This is a genomic window from Bacteroidota bacterium, assembly GCA_030706745.1.
In the GTDB taxonomy this organism is placed as follows: Bacteria; Bacteroidota; Ignavibacteria; order Palsa-1295; family Palsa-1295; genus PALSA-1295.
Genome location: JAUZNX010000008.1, coordinates 117668 through 133752, shown reverse-complemented (window position 1 = coordinate 133752; position 16085 = coordinate 117668). Strand labels below are relative to the sequence as shown.

The window sequence follows — 16085 nt, the reverse complement described above, 5'->3', positions numbered from 1 at the left end:
GCACCACTGGTGTGAAGGGCACCGGAACCAATGAAAGCACAATGTACAAAACAAATTCAGACAGAGAATACTCTCGGCGAAGAATTCTTCAATTATTTTGGCTGTAAGTGCGAAAAAGAGAATGGCAGGGAGTAAGTAATGTCTCATTGCTCAATGAAGGATTAACACTCTGAAAAGTCTCCGATCGATCCGCAGATAATATATTCCAGGCTCCCACGTCGAGACGTCGAAGGATAGAGGATCTGAGGTACCATTCAACTGGATGGTTGCAGCTCTCCCCAGCGCATCAAAAATCTGGGCGCTACCGATTCTAGATCCTCCGCTTATAAAAAGCTCGCGGTCACATGGTACTGGCCATAAGCGTGGAGCGGAAGTTATGTTATTTTGTGCCACACCAGTGAAGTAGCGGATCGAACCATAGAACCTTACTGCTTCGCTGCTATCGAGGCCAGGCACGTTCGACAAATAATTGACTATTGTGTCGGCGTAGACATAGCGATCGAAAATCAAATCCCACTCTCTTCGAGTGAACCAAGATGTGTCGTCTTCGGTGTATGCAGTCCTCCATAAGGTAAATGTGCCGAAGCGTCGCTCGATCGCTGCGAGTGCATTTCGAATATTTAGATACTTCGTGTCAATGTCCTTCCAGCTCCGATAGACCGTATCTCCCACAGGCACGCCAGTGTCCGCCAATACATAATAGCGGAATGTGAGTTGAAAATCCTTCCGCGCAAATGACGAATGTAACATCGTCGCTCCCGAAAGATAATAGAATGGGGTATCGGATGAGCAAGTATCAAACTTAAGGCTATCAGGATTCATCCACATGGCTGTATCGTGGGGTATGCCATGACATAGAGTTGGTATGTCCTGCCAGAGTGCTAGGCATGTATCCATCTGCGCCTCGGCAGGGCTTGCCGTTAGGCTGGAGACGAGAAGGAGAATCACCGCTGCGAATAATCGTTTCATGGGCACGCCCTCAAACATTCGTGAGAAACCAAGCTTCTACCATAGAAAACCAGCGAGATGGCAAAGGGTTACACCTACTTTTCAATAGAAACAATAAAAATTATATTCGCTACGCAAAGTATTAAAGCCACCCACGAACCACTCCTTGAAAAAGCCGAAGGATTTTTAAACCATTTTTTCACGTGGTGGTACCAATCGGCCAAAGTTGCCCTATATTAGTCCGGGTTGTGAGTGGCACCATTGCTCATTGACAAAAGATTGGCCAGGAGGAGTCGTTTATTAAATGACAACTCAAAAGAGAGAAATCATTCATGAATGAAATCGAGGCAAATGGCGAAAGCGGCGCGGAAACGGCAGTGATTATGAATATGAAATTCAAAAAACAAAAGGCGCGATTTCTGGAGGCGAGATCTCGGGGTTGCATGTGGATAAATGTGCTATTTTTGCGTCCGCTGTCCAGTCACTAACTGATTTAGGAGACCCATTATGCATCCCGCAATGACGATCGATACTGGAAATACCGGTTTCATGCTGCTGTGTTCGAGCCTTGTCATGCTTATGACGCCGGGACTCGCCTTCTTCTATGGCGGACTCGTCGGACGCAAGAACGTGCTGGCGATCATGATCCAATCGTTCGTCAGCATGGGTTGGACGACGGTAATCTGGTATGCGTTCGGCTACTCGCTTTGCTTCAGCGGCGATGTCGGTGGCGTGATCGGCAATCTCGATAAGGCGTTCCTTTCGGGAGTCGATCTGATGAGCCCCTCGCCCATCAATCCGACGATACCGATGATTGTCTTCATCGCGTACCAAATGATGTTCGCGATCATCACGCCTGCGCTGATCACTGGGGCCTTCGCCAACCGGGTGACGTTCAAGGCGTACATGCTTTTCCTGACGGGCTGGCTGGTTTTTGTTTACTTTCCGTTCGTCCACATGATCTGGGGTGGCGGTTTGCTTGCGCAATGGGGCGTGCTTGATTTTGCAGGCGGTATCGTCGTCCACAACATCGCTGGAATGGCAGCCCTGGCTTCGGTGCTCATCGTCGGCAAGCGTCGCGCGAAAGATGCCGGTCCGCATTCCATTCCGCTCGTCGCACTCGGTACCGGATTGCTGTGGTTCGGATGGTATGGATTTAACGCCGGGAGTGAATTTCGCGTCGATGCTGTCACCGCCAGCGCATTTTTGAATACGGATATCGCCGCATCGTTTGCGGCCGTAACGTGGATGATCGTTGAATGGATGACCACTCGGAAGCCGAAATTCCTTGGCCTGCTAACGGGTGCTGTCGCTGGACTTGCGACCATCACACCTGCTGCCGGTTATGTTTCCCCTACCTCTGCGGTCTTGATCGGCGTGATCGCCGGCCTCGTTTGTTTCTTAGCTGTCATGCTCAAGAACAGGATGAAATGGGATGATGCGCTCGACGTCTGGGGAGTTCATGGCGTAGGTGGCGCGCTCGGAATCGTATTGCTTGGAGTCTTTGCCGATGCAACATTCAATCCCGCGGTCGGCACAAATGGACTATTGCATGGTAACACGCACTTCCTCGGCAAGCAGCTCATCGCAATCTTGTTCTCATCGGTTTGGGCTTTTGGTTTTACTTATGGAATGCTCAAGCTGATCAATCTCATCACCCCGGTCCGCGTCGAGGAAGAACATGAGATCGCAGGACTCGATGTCACGTTGCATGGTGAAATTGCGTATTTGGAACATCTGTGAGATCATACCTACAAATGCCCTTTGCCCGCTGGCGAATGGGATTTATCATCACAACGATAATCACATTACATCTTTCTGTTCGTGTTCGGGCACAGCCGCAGGCCGCAGATTCCCTCGTGTGGTACAAGAGCATTGCGGTTAATGGCCTCATTAGCACAAGCGCAACTTACAATTTCAATCGCCCTGCGAGCGCACAGAATCAATTCCGAGTCTTCGATATTGCTTCGAATTCATTCCAATTTGATCTATTCTCGTTGACTTTGAAGCACGAAGCGGCTTTGGGGGAGGCTGGATTTCGAGTAGATGTTAATGCCGGGCCGTACATTCCACGGATCATGCAGTCAGCGGGCTTTCCGGCGCTGAATGTCGATTTCGAACAAGCCTTCTTATCTTACAATGCGCCAATCGGTCGAGGCTTGCAATTCGATTTCGGCAAATTCCTCTGCCCTGCTGGATACGAGTATGTCGAACGATCGGACAATTACAATGACAATGCATCTCACTCTTTCATGTTTGGGTATGCCATCCCATATACCCACACCGGCATTCGTGCGACTTACCCACTCAGTGATGCCCTCTCGGCTGCCGTGTTACTCGTGAATGGCTGGGATAATTCAGTTGACAACAACAAAGCCAAGACTACGTGCGCGGATGTATCTTGGACACCATCATCTGGGACGAATGTCACCATCACGGCCATTGGGGGCCCTGAAAAGAATGGCAACACCAGCGACGAACGAATGGTCATCGATTTTGCTGCCTCCTTCAAGTTCAGTGAGCCACTTGTGCTGGGATTCAATGCAGATTACGGAAGCGAACAGAACGATCCAGTCGGCTCACATACAGCGGGACAGGAGGAGACTGTAATGCAGATTGGCACTGCGATCTGGCGTGGCGCGGCAGGATATTTGATTGCTACGATGAGTCAGAAGTTCTCATTCTGCCTTCGTGCTGAAATCTTTGACGATCCAAATGGCGCCCGAACCGGGATCAACCAGACATTGCACGAGTGCACACTCACTCCATGCTGGAAACCAACAGAGCGCCTCGTCATTCGTGGAGATCTGCGATACGACTGGTCCACCGCCGACGTATTCGATCAACAGGGAAGCATGGTCCAGTTTCAGCCGACTGCAAGTCTCAATCTATTGTATGTTTTTTGATCGAGCAGTATGCCTGGGATAATCCGCTGCGGCTGGAGCCTCAAAGATCCTCTCATGGTCGCATACCACGACGAGGAATGGGGCGTGCCGGTGCATGACGAGGAACAACTTCTCGGGAAACTAATACTCGACGGTGCACAAGCCGGGCTGAGTTGGATCACAATCCTACGCAAGCGTGAAAGTTACCTCAGGGCATTTCAAGGATTCAATGCCGAAAGGATTGCCCGGTATGGTAATCGCGACATCGAGCGACTTATGAAAGACGATTCGATCGTTCGCAATCGCCAGAAGATCGAAGCTGCTATCGCTAATGCTAAAGCATATCTGAAGCTAAAAGATCGTGATGTGAATTTCGATGAATTCCTATGGAAGTTCGTGGGTGGCAAGACCAAACATAATCGCTGGAAGACAGGCACTCAGGTTCCAGCCGCCACCGCTGAATCCGAAGCGATGAGCAAAGCGCTTCGCGGCGAAGGCTTCAAGTTTGCGGGCCCAACCATCGTCTATGCCTTCATGCAGGCGGTCGGCATGGTCAACGATCATTTGGTGGATTGCTTCCGACATGACGAACTATTCTAGTGACCTGTGACTATTTCCGTAACTCTGGGAAATCCCGCCGAAATTGCTCGACTTCCCGCCTCGTCACACTCTCAATGTATGGCTCACCAGGATGATTACGAAAATAGCGAATGTGATAATCCTCTGCGCGATAGAATTGATCGAAAGGCGCCACCTCGGTTACTATCGGAGATGTATATTTATGTTCCACTTGGAGTTTGGCGATGTAGACATCAGCCTCCCTCTTTTGCTGCGCGGTATGATAGAAGATAGCGGAGCGATATTGAGGACCATCGTCTGGCCCTTGGCGATCGAGCGTGGTTGGGTCGTGCTCGCGAAAGAACACTTCGAGTAATTTGGCGTAACTGATCGCCTTCGGATCGAATGCCACATCTACCGACTCGGCATAGCGGGTCGAACCACTGCCAACAAGCTCATAGGTGGGGTTGGGTTCGGTTCCACCGCAATAGCCGGGCATGGCATTCTTTACGCCTTTGATCTCAAGAAATATCTCTTCCGAATGCCAAAAGCATCCCATCGCGAATGTTGCGTGTTCCAGCGTTGAGTCAAATTGAGGCTGCAATTCAGTCCCGCGTGCAACAGGTCGACACATACGGAAAAACATTAGCGCGAATACGAATACAATAAGGCCCAAAACACCCAACCCATTCTTTAGACGTTTATTCATTCCGATTCCTTGAAACGAGCTACGCGAGCATCTTCAATTGGTTTCGAAAGGAAATCAAACGCCAACCGGTTCATGCTTGCGGTATGAGACTATTTTGTTTTTTGGCTGCGTCGGCTTGGCAAGTTTCCTCGAGCCAGACTGAGGAGCTTTGAATCCATCGTCCGGCACGGATGCAGAGTGGATTGTGGGCGCCTCCGCAGGACCCGGAGCGCAGCTTGATAGCGGCGTCATAATCACCACAAATGCAGTCATTAGTGAGAGAATGAGTGAAAGCCGAAATCGCGGCATCCACTTCATCGGCAAATTATTCCTCTGTCCCATTTCAATACCTATCTAATAGGAACGCTCTCAATGCGATTGCGTCCCTCCTATAGATTAACTCGACTTTGCTCAAAGTGTTACAGCAATTCCCATCCCAAAATGGATGAGTAAGATGAATCTTCACTCACACATCATGCCCTGTTAGAAAGGGACTTCCACTAATCTTATTTCATGCACCTTGGCGTAGCTTTCCTACGTAGTACAGTGCATGACTAATACACTTTCTATTACAAAGCCAATTGCATTCTCCAGACCGATCGCTGCTACGTCAGGGCGATCGAGGTGGAGTCTACGGAGGATCTCGGCGATTGCGTTATTCGTAACCACTAGCTTTCTTACGATTGCATCGAGCTACAGTCCAAGTACAGCAAAGAGCATAGCCCAGCGAATTACTGATCGACTGCGCCATGCCCGAAGCGCGGGCAAGTTTCGATTACTGAACGTTTTCAATATGATCAAGGCAACCAACCCCACACTTATTTATGCTATGAATTCGGCGACACAGGGACTTGCTTCCTGGTACGGAGGAATGTTCCATGGCCATAAGACTGCCATGGGTACAACCTACAATATGTATGCGATGACGGCTGCACACCGCTCACTTCCACTCGGAACGTGGGTCCAGGTTACCAACGAGCAGAATGGCAAGTCGGCGATTGTTCAGGTGACTGATCGTGGGCCGTATGTTGCGAACCGCATCATGGACCTCTCCTATGCGGCGGCACAAAAGCTCGGCTATGCCTCGTCCGGTACGACGCATATCTCCATGAAGGTGATCGGGCAAGGCTATCAGAGCGCGGAGGAAGCCGCGAAGGCAATTGCATTGGCGTCGAATGCAGCCGATGCGACCAACATATCCAATCCAGCGTTTCAGATCACTCCTACCTCATTTACGATGGTCTCGACCGACTATCGCACCTTGGAGCGCAACAGAAATACTCTTCGAGACTCCGTCACGAGTTTGATGGACGCCGTGAGAGTGGTACCACCAGTATCAGTTGCTGCGACAGTGTTCGCCTAACTCGTTTAGATTCGAAACTGCCCGGTTGTAGGATGGTCAATCATCCTGCAACCGGGCAGATCATTTTCTTAATTTTCGATCGGACTTATCGATCAGGGGCAGGTAATTGCTGAAGTTGAAAGCGACCCATCATTATTCACAGTCAGCTTGTAACAAGTCCCATTCGGCGATTTAAGGATGATCCCCTCTCCCGCTGTCTGGACCTGGATCGAGCCGCTCGTCGCCTGAACGGCGATGTTATTGGCTGCTCCAGTTGCCGCAAATCGACCGCCAATCGCGTAGCCGGTGCCAGCAGTATTGTGACCGGTAAAATCCCCGCCAATGGAATTTCCGCTACCCGATCCCTGCCCGGTCGCTTTGATCCCAATGTTCTGATCGTCAGAGCCGGAAACAAACGCATTGTATCCAATGATATCGACGACGTTGGTGGTTGAACCTGTTACGTTGACTTTGTGACCAGAATAGGTGCCACTGGCGAATCCGCTAAAGTTAGCAGTTATACTGTCTACGCTTGACAATGTACTTCCGATATTCGTCAGTGAGGTGTTAATGGTACTAATTGAGCTATTGACCTGCCCAATGAGAACATCCACGTAGTTCTTATTCGCAGCATCTTGCGCGAAGAAGGGGTCCGCAACATCAATGATACTCTGGAAATTCATATCAAGCGTGCCTCCGATTGAGGCATTCGCGTAGAGCGATAGATCACCATAGAAAAATGATGGGGATGCCTGATAGAGGTCACCATAATTAACAAATGGAGAGCCTGACAGCGTCAAACCCGCAAACGTTGGCGATGCCGTGGTCGATAGATCTTGCGGCATGGTAAGGCCATTTATTTGAGTCTGCAGGCTGTTTTCTTCCGTGGTCGCCCGCGAAGTTTCGCTTTGAAGACTTGTTGTCAGCAGGCTGACGGCACTCGCACGGGTGCTTGCCTCTCCTGAGATAGCGGTCTGCCGATTTATAACTTCATTGTTTAGATTTGTCCCAAGCGTATTATCGGCAGCAATACGAGCCGATGCTTCAGCCGTCACTGCTGATTGGCGCGCTGTGATTTCACTATTGAGATCCGTTGCTTGCGTACTCTCCACTCCTTCCGCACGCGTGACTTCAGCTCCAAGAGCCATACTCAAAGTTGAATCGGCAGCCGAGCGAGACGATGATTCGGAAGTAATGGCCGCTTGACGATTTGTTACTTCGGACGATAAATGCGCGGTTAATACACTATCTGCCGACGAACGAGTATTGGCTTCGGATGCGATGGCGCTCAAGGCATTTGAGCTTAGACTATCAGCATATCCTTTCGTCGCAGCATCCGAGGTGGCCGACGGGGCCGCAAGGCTGGTGATGTGATTGCTCGACATGTTAACATCGCCGCCCATCGTCGCCCCAACGGAAAATGTCTTTAGCCCACTGATGGTCTGACTACCCGTCTGCATTACAAAAGTGGCATTCGCACCAGCATCCGGAATTGTGTACGTCCGATTGCCTCCCTGTGATGCTGAAACGATCGTGGCATAGTTGCTACTTGCACTATTGTACATTCGAATTGCACCAGAAGTGGTGCTGGCGATGCCCGCCATGTAGGTCGGGGCATTCAGAATATTGTGACCGTTCATATCGAGATCCTGATTCTGATTCTGAGATGCAGCTCCTTTCGAACTTACAGGCGTGGCGCTACGCATAAGAACGGCGTTGCTGGTCGGATCGAACGCCAATGTCAAGCCATCACCGGCAACAAAATTCACATCAGAGCCGCGGCTGCTGACGTGCTGGCCATTGACCGAGATCGATCCAACGTAATCCGTCCCCATCTTCGCGGCGGTGATCGAGCCGTTGGCAACATTCAATGCATATGGGGATGTGGAAAGCTGCGTCATCGGCCGCAGTTCATCGGATTCCCCCACTTTGATCGCAAGCCAGAGCGGAACGCCTAACCTGGCGGATTCCGGCAAGGGCTTGTTCGAGCCAAGCGATAAGTCGAAAACTCCATGGTCGACAGTCGAAAGAAATTCATCCTCCCACACAAGCTGCTTGCCGATTGCATCGGCATACAGCCGGACCGTGATCCTCTGGAGCCCATTGAGGGCAGTCCCGTCCGATGCGAGCAGCATGCCCTGATAACTTATAGCATGCGGAATATCGGCATTCACTGCTGCGGCACTTGACTGAGACCGACTCGAAACGGGCTGCAATACAACCAATGCGATGGAAATCGCACAGAGACAAACGTTGATCTTCTTCATTTGTGAATTGAGCTGTGGCGGCATAGTGCGCAATCAGAGCGCTCCATGAAACCGTGGCAATTACTAAACATCAACTAACACTACATGACCAAGCCCAAGAGGCCACGTCATGCAAACATGCTCAGAGATCCTCAGGGTGGGGCTGAAGGCACCGGGCAAAACTAAAAAACTGCGGCTCGACCGAATGTACGCGGTCATCCGCTGAAAACTATACTGGCAAAGTTAATCATTTCCAATCCGAAATGCAAGAGTTAAATAATGAATTTTGCTATTCTTTGAGCAAGCTATTTGAGCTACTCATTCCTGGAATTCGGAGAATATTGCAGCGACAGCTTTCTTTCGCCCTATTTTTGTTCTGGGGATTAGCGAATAAACAATAGGGAAAGATACGAAGTGAAAGCGATAATTATGGCGGGCGGATTTGGAACCCGGCTCCGACCTCTGACGATGAACTTACCGAAGCCCATGGTCCCGATGATGAACCGGCCAATGATGGAGCATATCGTCCGGCTTCTCGCCAAACACGGCATGACAGACCAGACCTCGCTCCTCTATTATCATCCGGACGCCATCACTTCCTACTTTGGAGATGGCTCGAAGTTCGGCGTCACAATGAACTACATTCGCGCCGAGGCAGATTTTGGCACGGCGGGCTCTGTTCGTAATGCAACGGAACAACTTGGAATCACCGATCGAATTCTCGTGATCTCAGGAGACGTCCTAACCGACTTCGATCTCACGGCTGCAATCGCATTCCACGAAAATAAACATGCATTAGCGACCATTGTACTGACCCATGTTAAGAATCCCCTCCAGTATGGGATTGTGATGACGAACCCCGATCAGGATATTGTTCGATTTCTGGAAAAGCCTTCGCTTGGCGAGGTCTTTTCAGATACGATCAATACCGGAATTTACATCCTCGAGCGCGAAGCATTCGCCGAGATTCCATATAAGCGGGAGTTCGATTTTAGCAAAGAGCTTTTCCCTGCTCTCTTGCCGAAGAAGGGCGCGCTGGCCGGCTATATTGCAAACGGCTATTGGCGAGATGTCGGCAATCTCAGCGAATACCATGAGGCCCACATGGATGCGTTGGCCGGACTGGTCAGGATTACTCTGCCCGTCGAATCGCAAAACGGCCTCATGGCCGAACCAGAATCAGTTACCGAAGGCGCGACATTTCGTGGATCGAATCTGATCGCTCATGGCGCCAGAATCGAGCCTGGTGCGCGGCTTACGAATGCGATCATTGGTGCCAATTGCCATGTCGAATCTGGTGCGACAATCGAGAATTCCGTCTTATGGGATGGTGTTCGCATCGGACGGAAGGCACACGTAAGTCACTCTGTCGCATGTAGCAACGTTGTGGTGGGCGCACTCGCCATTATACAAGAGAATGTCTTCATTGGCGAAGGCACTCAAATCGGGGAGAATGCGGAGGTGTTGCCGAATGTCAAACTTTGGCCCGGCAAACGGGTTGAGGCCGGTTCCAAACTTTCGACAAGTCTCGTTTGGGAGGACGCTTGGAATCGAGAGCTATTTACAAACTCACGCATTAGTGGTCTTTCAAATATCGAGCTGATTCCCGAACTTGCTGCGAAGATCGGCGCTTCAGTCGGGGCGCTGGCTGGTCTCGGTCAGCGAATTGTAATCAGCCGTGACTCCGATCCCGGCTCGCGAGTTCTTTCACGCGCACTGACAAGTGGTGTGATGAGTGCGGGCGCAATCGTAGTCGATATGCAACAGACTCCAATCCCGCTTACACGACATCATCTTCGCGATGCCCGTCACTCCGCTGGCATCCACGTTCGCAAGAATCCAATCGATCGCCGACGTTCCGACATGATTTTCTTCGATTCCGGTGGATACGATCTGCCGTCGAATAAAGGCAAATCAATTGAGCGGTATTTCTTTGGAGAGGATTTTCCGCGGGCGCCCTTCGACAAAGTCGGCAACATTGAATTTCCAGCGCATACCGGCGAAATCTACACGAAGCGGTTTACGAACGCGCTCGATGTCGATCTCATATCCCGCTCGCACTTCAAGCTAGCCATTGACTATGCCAATGGCATCGCCTCAACGATATTTCCAAATATTCTGGGCATGTTGGGAAGTGAAGTGGTATCCATCAATGCATATTTGGAGCCGACCCGATTGACGCGAGGCCGCGAGGAATTTGAACGCTCCATGCGGCATTTGGCCAACGTCGTTAAGTCCTTGGGCTATCAGATTGGGTTCGTGCTGGATGCCGGCGGCGAACGAGTTGCGGTTGTGGACGAGGATGGACAGATGTATACAAACAATGCTTTGCTCACACTCCTGACAAAACTGCTTTTCGAGAGCGAAGCAAAGCGTGGTCGTACCGTTCAGAAAATCGCCGTGCCAATTTCCGCGACTAGCGAAGTAGAAGAGCTCGCCCAAAATTATGGCGCCGAACTGATCTATACGAAAAATACCCATGCGGACATGATGCGTGCTGCCAGCGAAGATGGCGTAGCATTCGTCGGAGGCACTTTAGGCGGGGCAATCTTTACCGATTATTTTTTCGCGGTCGATGGGATGTTTACCGTCGCTAAAACGCTCGAAATGCTTGCGGTGCTCGATAGAAACCTTGGTGATGTCGCTCGCGACATGCCGCATCATGCTCAGGCTCGCTCAGAAGTTTTTTGCAAACCGGACGAGTTCGGCAAGGTCATGCGCCACACAATGGATCATGCACACTCCATGAAAAAGGTGCTTATTGACGGTATCAAGTTCTATCCCGATTTTGGCGACTCCTGGGTACTCGTGCTTCCAGACAAGGAACGGCCATATTGCTCCGTTTTGGCAGATGCCAGGACTGAGCATGCGGCGAAGGACCTTGCTCGGAAATATGCTGGACTTGTTGAACAGTGGCGCGGATCGGGAGAGTGAGTCTCTACAAGAACGCCCTCTTCCGTTGAGCCTGGAACGCGAAGTAGCACAATTGTACTTAGCAGACTCGTATGAGATCAACTGTACTTCTCGCGCGGGTTCTTGCCATTTCAGTATTTCTGTTTGTCATCGCCGGGATCGCCCGGTCAAACGGTAACACTCCCCGATTTGAGATTCCCGCCATCGGGACAAGGTTCTTTAATATCTACTACGTCAAAGATTCCAGCGATCGGCTGGTACCGGATAGTATCGCAATGTCACCAATGGTACCGGACGAGCAGGTCGTGGTTGCAGCCGGTGTCAAAGCGCATGGTCGATCCAACTGTATTGTGCTGCTTGGCCCGCTCCACCCGGATACGACATTCATCTCATTTGCGAAGAATGGCGATCTCTATGTCCTGCATCATCTGGAACGCGATTCGAGCATGCCCTCCTGGGAATGGCTGCCCTTCAGCCTTCAACCTGGTAAGGTGCTAAAAACCAAACCGGTTCGCGAAGTCTATTTCAAGAACTCCCAGAGACCCTGGACGCTGATGCATCGACGCGAGTTGGAAGTACTCGGCAATGATACTGTCTCTGTCTCTGGAAAAGTCTTCGATTGCATCAAACTTCGCGCAGTCGAGATTCGTAGTGAAGATGGTATCGATTACAAAAATGCATTCACTTACTGGTACTCGCCTGAAATAGGCTACTTTCTCCGCCTGAGTTTTGGCTGGAATGGTCCGTACTTCATGCACCAACAAGTAGAACAGATTACTCACGGATAGCCGGAGCGGTATCCGGAGTGTGGATACCCGCTCTCTCTCCTGCATAGTGCTACCGAGCGGTGATCTTCCCAAATTCCCCATCTTTCCCAAGATTTGGTCCGGAAGTATAATAAAGCGATCCGTTAAATACTACCAGAGCCCACAATCCCGGAATTACGATCGGCGTCCCCGAGGCATCATTGAGATATCCTACTCGCGCTCCGGTTGAGCGATCGTAGACATTGATCCTACCGTCGCCAAAATTCGCGACAAGCAGTTTACCGCTATTACTTCCAAAGGTGCTCGGGGCTATTGCCACACCCCATGGCTCATCAAGTGAATCACTGGAAATCAGATTTTTCTCATAGTTGCCGTTCATATCATAGATATCGACATATCCTCCATTGCCAGCACCAACGCCGACAAATCCGCCGCTCATCTTTGCATGCGTCACAAACATCTGAGTATCGATCAGCACTGCATTGAAAGGCGTGTATCCAGGATACGGATCGCTGATTTGCTTAATGCGATTGAAGTTCTGATCGAATTGATCAAGCGATCCATTCTTGATGTTCGGTGCATAGAGCATCGGTCCTGCATTGCCTGTTACCAGCGCCAGTCCCGTAAAACTAGAACTACTTGACCGATCCGCTACGACGTAAGTGCTATCAACGCTCGAGCCTGCGGCGATTGCGGCAAGCACGCCATTCAACTCCGAAAATATCCACGTGGCATTCGTGCCTGCATTCTGAACTGCAAATGAACCGGGTTCGGTATTGATTACGATTCCGGTTGGGCTACCTTTCGCCCCGCCGGGGCCATTGACCTTATAGACTGTTGTCTTCGGGACCCCAAGCGAATCATAGATCGTCGTTGTCCCACTCGCCCGATTTGCGACCCACGGATAGCCTCTGGCAGCATTGAAAGCGAGCCCCCAGGCGTCCTGCATATTGGTATCAAGATTTGTAGCGCCATAGCCCGATGTGTTTGCGGTTAACACGGATACCACATATGACGATGGCGCCACGACCGGCGGAGTCGTTGAAGTCTGGCAGCCAGTGCTAACAATAAAGGCAGCTAGCAGCCCCATTAGGAAAAACGATTGAGTGTTACGTTGCATAAATTAGATTAAGGTAATTGCCGCTTCGTTTCATCGGAGCGCCCACCAGCGCCTAATGCAAGATGAATGCCTTCGTGAAGCTCAAGCATGGACCAATTGAACTGTTGCTCGAATTCATAATTGCGAAAAACATCGCAATTCGCTGGATATTTGTCCCAGGCCTTGCATTCTGACCAGAAATTGCGTATGTTTATGGTTCTTATGTTACATATTCGATATTCGCTCCTTCTTCTTTTGGCTCTGGGCATTGCTAATTCTCCTGCCTTGGCCTCCCGTCCTGACCGCGTCCAATTCTCCGGACTCGAATCGTGCATCAGCGGAGAAAGTATTAGGCTTTCGAATCACGAGACTCATCGGATCGAGTGGTTTCTCGCGGCCGTTTTCCCTTTGCGACAGATGAAGCGAGGCGAACATCGATCCCAAGTTCCGCTCCTCAAAAAAGCGGTGTACACCATCGTCGAGCAGGACGGTATTCGCTTTGTACTGGTTGGATTCACGACCCAGTGGACTTGGAGGCTCTCCTCCAATGTCTTTGCCGCGTATCGTCTCGAACATGGGGCACCAAATCAGGTCTGGCGTTCGAGACCATGGGAGGCGACTTACGATCAACTTTCCTTCAAGACTGCCATGGTTGGCCGCCGCTCCATTGTGCTCTTCCAGGAAGGTGGTGATGCCAAAGTGACAACAAATAGTGGAGGATATGATAGTACCTATCGAGTCCATCAATTTGGTTTGGCTGGTGTCTTCACGTTTCAGAATAAGCCTGAAGGACTCATTGTCAACGATCTGACCCCCTCGCTTCCCTGGCTCCGCGCATTTACCCATTTCCCGTTCCGTCCGTTGTATGGCACTTCGATTACCCTCAGCCAGAACGATTCGCGTTTAATGCTTTCGGCCAGCGATCAGGAATATCAGATTGGTCTTGAGACTGCAGTCCGTCCTGCTCGAACCTGGCAATATATCCCAAGGCGCGACCGATTCGAGCCAGTGCGGCACAGTGTTCGGTCGGCTTCTCAACTTACCCATGTCGATGGCGAATAACTCTACGATAATGCACTATGCCTGACATCCTCTGAGCGGCATGTTGATTGTCGTTGTATTCAAACGATCGCGACGAACACATTGCCAGAATGATCATGCCTTCGATAAAATCATCCCGTTGGTCTGGCCGAGTAACCAAAGAGAGCAATGCGCTCGATCTTGAGCCAGAAGTCTTCAAGAAGATCTCGGCGCGAGCGATTGCCATTTCCCTTAAGCGTTCTGCCGAGCGAAGTTCGCGAAGGAAGACTACGGCGTTTCGATCGGCAATGTCAATGCTCAACTTCTATATCAATCGCGCCGGTAAGAACCTCTCGGCTCGTCGTAAAGCCATACTGGAACGTGCGAAGAACGAACTTCGCGCACTCTACAATCGCCCAACAAAAAGCTGATTCACTCCAACGCGCTATCCAAAACGGAGATCACGTTGCGTCCCTTCCGCTGTGCAACTCTTAGCTTCGCGCCCCATGGCAGCGTCCATTTTCTTGCTTCGTGACCGAATGGCAAGCCGCTGACAACTGGTATCTTTAGCGTACCGAAATAATCGATAAGAATCTCATTCAGGGTTCGGGTCGGCGCATCAGCATCGACATTGCAGTTGGTAAACTGACCGAGCAGCACCGCTTTCGATTGACTCCATAAACCCGCGAGCCGCAAATGCGCGAAATGGGCATCGACTCTTCGAGGCTTCTCATCGATCTCCTCCAAAAATGGAATAGCATTCCGAAAACTCGGTTGATATGGCGTTCCCATCAGGCTGCAAAAGACCGTGAGATTTCCACCAATCATTCGGCCCTCGACAACCGACTTGACCATGTTCACTGATGCGCCTTCACTTTCAGCCATCGGTAAATTGCCGATTGGCTTGGTACTCGTCATTGCGCGCCAGAAATTTTCCTCAGCAAACGGATCGACATCATCCCAGAGATCGACCCCTGGCATTGGACCAAAAAAGCATGAAGCAAGCCCAGCTTTCTTATTCAGCGCGGCAAAGAGCGAGGTCGCATCGGAATAGCCAACGATGATCTTTGGATTTTGCCGGATTAGGTCATAGTCAATTCGATCCAGCAGTCGTATTGAGCCATATCCACCGCGATGATAGAACATCGCCTTCACTCGCTTTGCGCGAAACATCGCATGAAGGTCGCTGACCCTATCTTTGTCCGAAGCTGCGAGATAATCATTCAACTGAGTCTGAGCCCGGTCCGATTTACCGGAGAGGGTTGCTTGGATCGGCGTCAAATGCTTCCCCACTTCGACCCGATACCCCAACCGCTCGAAATACCGAACTGAGCGTTCAACTCGCTCCGCAGATCTCGGAGGACTTGCCGGAGCGACAATGCCAATCACATCTCCGGGACGAAGTGCACTTGCCTTAATGACAGCCATTATTTCGCTGTTCCTTTCGCGCGCGAGCGTTTGTACTTCATGAACTTCATTGCGATATATAGACTTACAGCTTTTTGTCCATAAGACAGAATGCTATTCTTCCCGTGCACCCGCATCGTTCATCCCTTATCCAGCATCCTTTCCCATCATGGGTGCCCATCATCTCACGAACAATATAATGGCTTCGGAGA

14 protein-coding genes are annotated in these 16085 nt (G+C 50.7%); 8 read left to right on the top strand and 6 right to left on the bottom strand.

The features are described 5' to 3' along the window. Positions 1 to 150: 150 nt before the first annotated feature. Positions 151 to 969, bottom strand: coding sequence for a T9SS type A sorting domain-containing protein (locus Q8902_10655; GenBank protein ID MDP4200015.1), 819 nt, complete (start codon positions 967 to 969; stop codon positions 151 to 153). A 486-nt stretch (positions 970 to 1455) separates the two neighbouring features. On the opposite strand from Q8902_10655, the gene Q8902_10650 reads away from it, so the two are divergent. Genes Q8902_10650 through Q8902_10640 form a run of 3 tightly spaced genes read left to right on the top strand, consistent with a single transcriptional unit; the run spans position 1456 to position 4433 of the window. Next, entirely contained in the window at positions 1456 to 2691 is a 1236-nt protein-coding gene (locus Q8902_10650) for an ammonium transporter (GenBank protein MDP4200014.1), read from the top strand. Then, a complete protein-coding gene (locus Q8902_10645) occupies positions 2688 to 3854 on the top strand; it encodes an outer membrane beta-barrel protein (GenBank protein ID MDP4200013.1) in 1167 nt (388 codons plus the stop codon). Before Q8902_10650 ends, Q8902_10645 begins: the two co-directional genes overlap by 4 nt. Positions 3855 to 3863: 9 nt before the next feature. Further along, positions 3864 to 4433 (top strand): DNA-3-methyladenine glycosylase I, encoded by a 570-nt coding sequence (locus Q8902_10640; GenBank protein MDP4200012.1) that lies wholly within the window; start codon positions 3864 to 3866, stop codon positions 4431 to 4433. A 10-nt stretch (positions 4434 to 4443) separates the two neighbouring features. Here the strand turns inward: Q8902_10640 and msrA are convergent, their stop codons facing one another. After that, a complete protein-coding gene (gene msrA, locus Q8902_10635) occupies positions 4444 to 5100 on the bottom strand; it encodes a peptide-methionine (S)-S-oxide reductase MsrA (protein MDP4200011.1) in 657 nt (218 codons plus the stop codon). A 54-nt stretch (positions 5101 to 5154) separates the two neighbouring features. After that, the gene (locus tag Q8902_10630) at positions 5155 to 5421 is read right to left on the bottom strand and encodes a hypothetical protein (protein ID MDP4200010.1); all 267 of its coding nucleotides are present in this window, start codon (positions 5419 to 5421) and stop codon (positions 5155 to 5157) included. Between the two features lie 451 nt (positions 5422 to 5872). Between Q8902_10630 and Q8902_10625 the strand changes: the two genes are divergently transcribed. Beyond that, positions 5873 to 6442 carry a septal ring lytic transglycosylase RlpA family protein gene (locus Q8902_10625; GenBank protein MDP4200009.1) on the top strand — a complete coding sequence of 190 codons (570 nt, stop codon included), beginning with the start codon at positions 5873 to 5875 and terminating at the stop codon, positions 6440 to 6442. Positions 6443 to 6534: 92 nt separating this feature from the next. On the opposite strand, the gene Q8902_10620 is transcribed toward Q8902_10625, so the two are convergent. Then, the gene (locus Q8902_10620; protein MDP4200008.1) at positions 6535 to 8688 is read right to left on the bottom strand and encodes a hypothetical protein; all 2154 of its coding nucleotides are present in this window, start codon (positions 8686 to 8688) and stop codon (positions 6535 to 6537) included. 408 nt (positions 8689 to 9096) lie between these two features. On the opposite strand from Q8902_10620, the gene Q8902_10615 reads away from it, so the two are divergent. After that, complete coding sequence (locus tag Q8902_10615) at positions 9097 to 11601, top strand: sugar phosphate nucleotidyltransferase (GenBank protein MDP4200007.1); 2505 nt, start codon at positions 9097 to 9099, stop codon at positions 11599 to 11601. Between the two features lie 71 nt (positions 11602 to 11672). Next, a complete protein-coding gene (locus Q8902_10610; protein ID MDP4200006.1) occupies positions 11673 to 12368 on the top strand; it encodes a hypothetical protein in 696 nt (231 codons plus the stop codon). Between the two features lie 49 nt (positions 12369 to 12417). On the opposite strand, the gene Q8902_10605 is transcribed toward Q8902_10610, so the two are convergent. Then, positions 12418 to 13467: a TIGR03118 family protein gene (locus Q8902_10605; protein MDP4200005.1), complete on the bottom strand. Its 1050-nt coding sequence runs from the start codon at positions 13465 to 13467 to the stop codon at positions 12418 to 12420. Positions 13468 to 13863: 396 nt separating this feature from the next. On the opposite strand from Q8902_10605, the gene Q8902_10600 reads away from it, so the two are divergent. After that, positions 13864 to 14508, top strand: coding sequence for a hypothetical protein (locus tag Q8902_10600; GenBank protein MDP4200004.1), 645 nt, complete (start codon positions 13864 to 13866; stop codon positions 14506 to 14508). 95 nt (positions 14509 to 14603) lie between these two features. Then, positions 14604 to 14897 carry a DUF3175 domain-containing protein gene (locus tag Q8902_10595; GenBank protein ID MDP4200003.1) on the top strand — a complete coding sequence of 98 codons (294 nt, stop codon included), beginning with the start codon at positions 14604 to 14606 and terminating at the stop codon, positions 14895 to 14897. Position 14898: 1 nt separating this feature from the next. Here Q8902_10595 and Q8902_10590 read toward each other — a convergent pair whose 3' ends face one another. Then, positions 14899 to 15894, bottom strand: coding sequence for an LD-carboxypeptidase (locus Q8902_10590; protein MDP4200002.1), 996 nt, complete (start codon positions 15892 to 15894; stop codon positions 14899 to 14901). Positions 15895 to 16085: the final 191 nt, after the last annotated feature.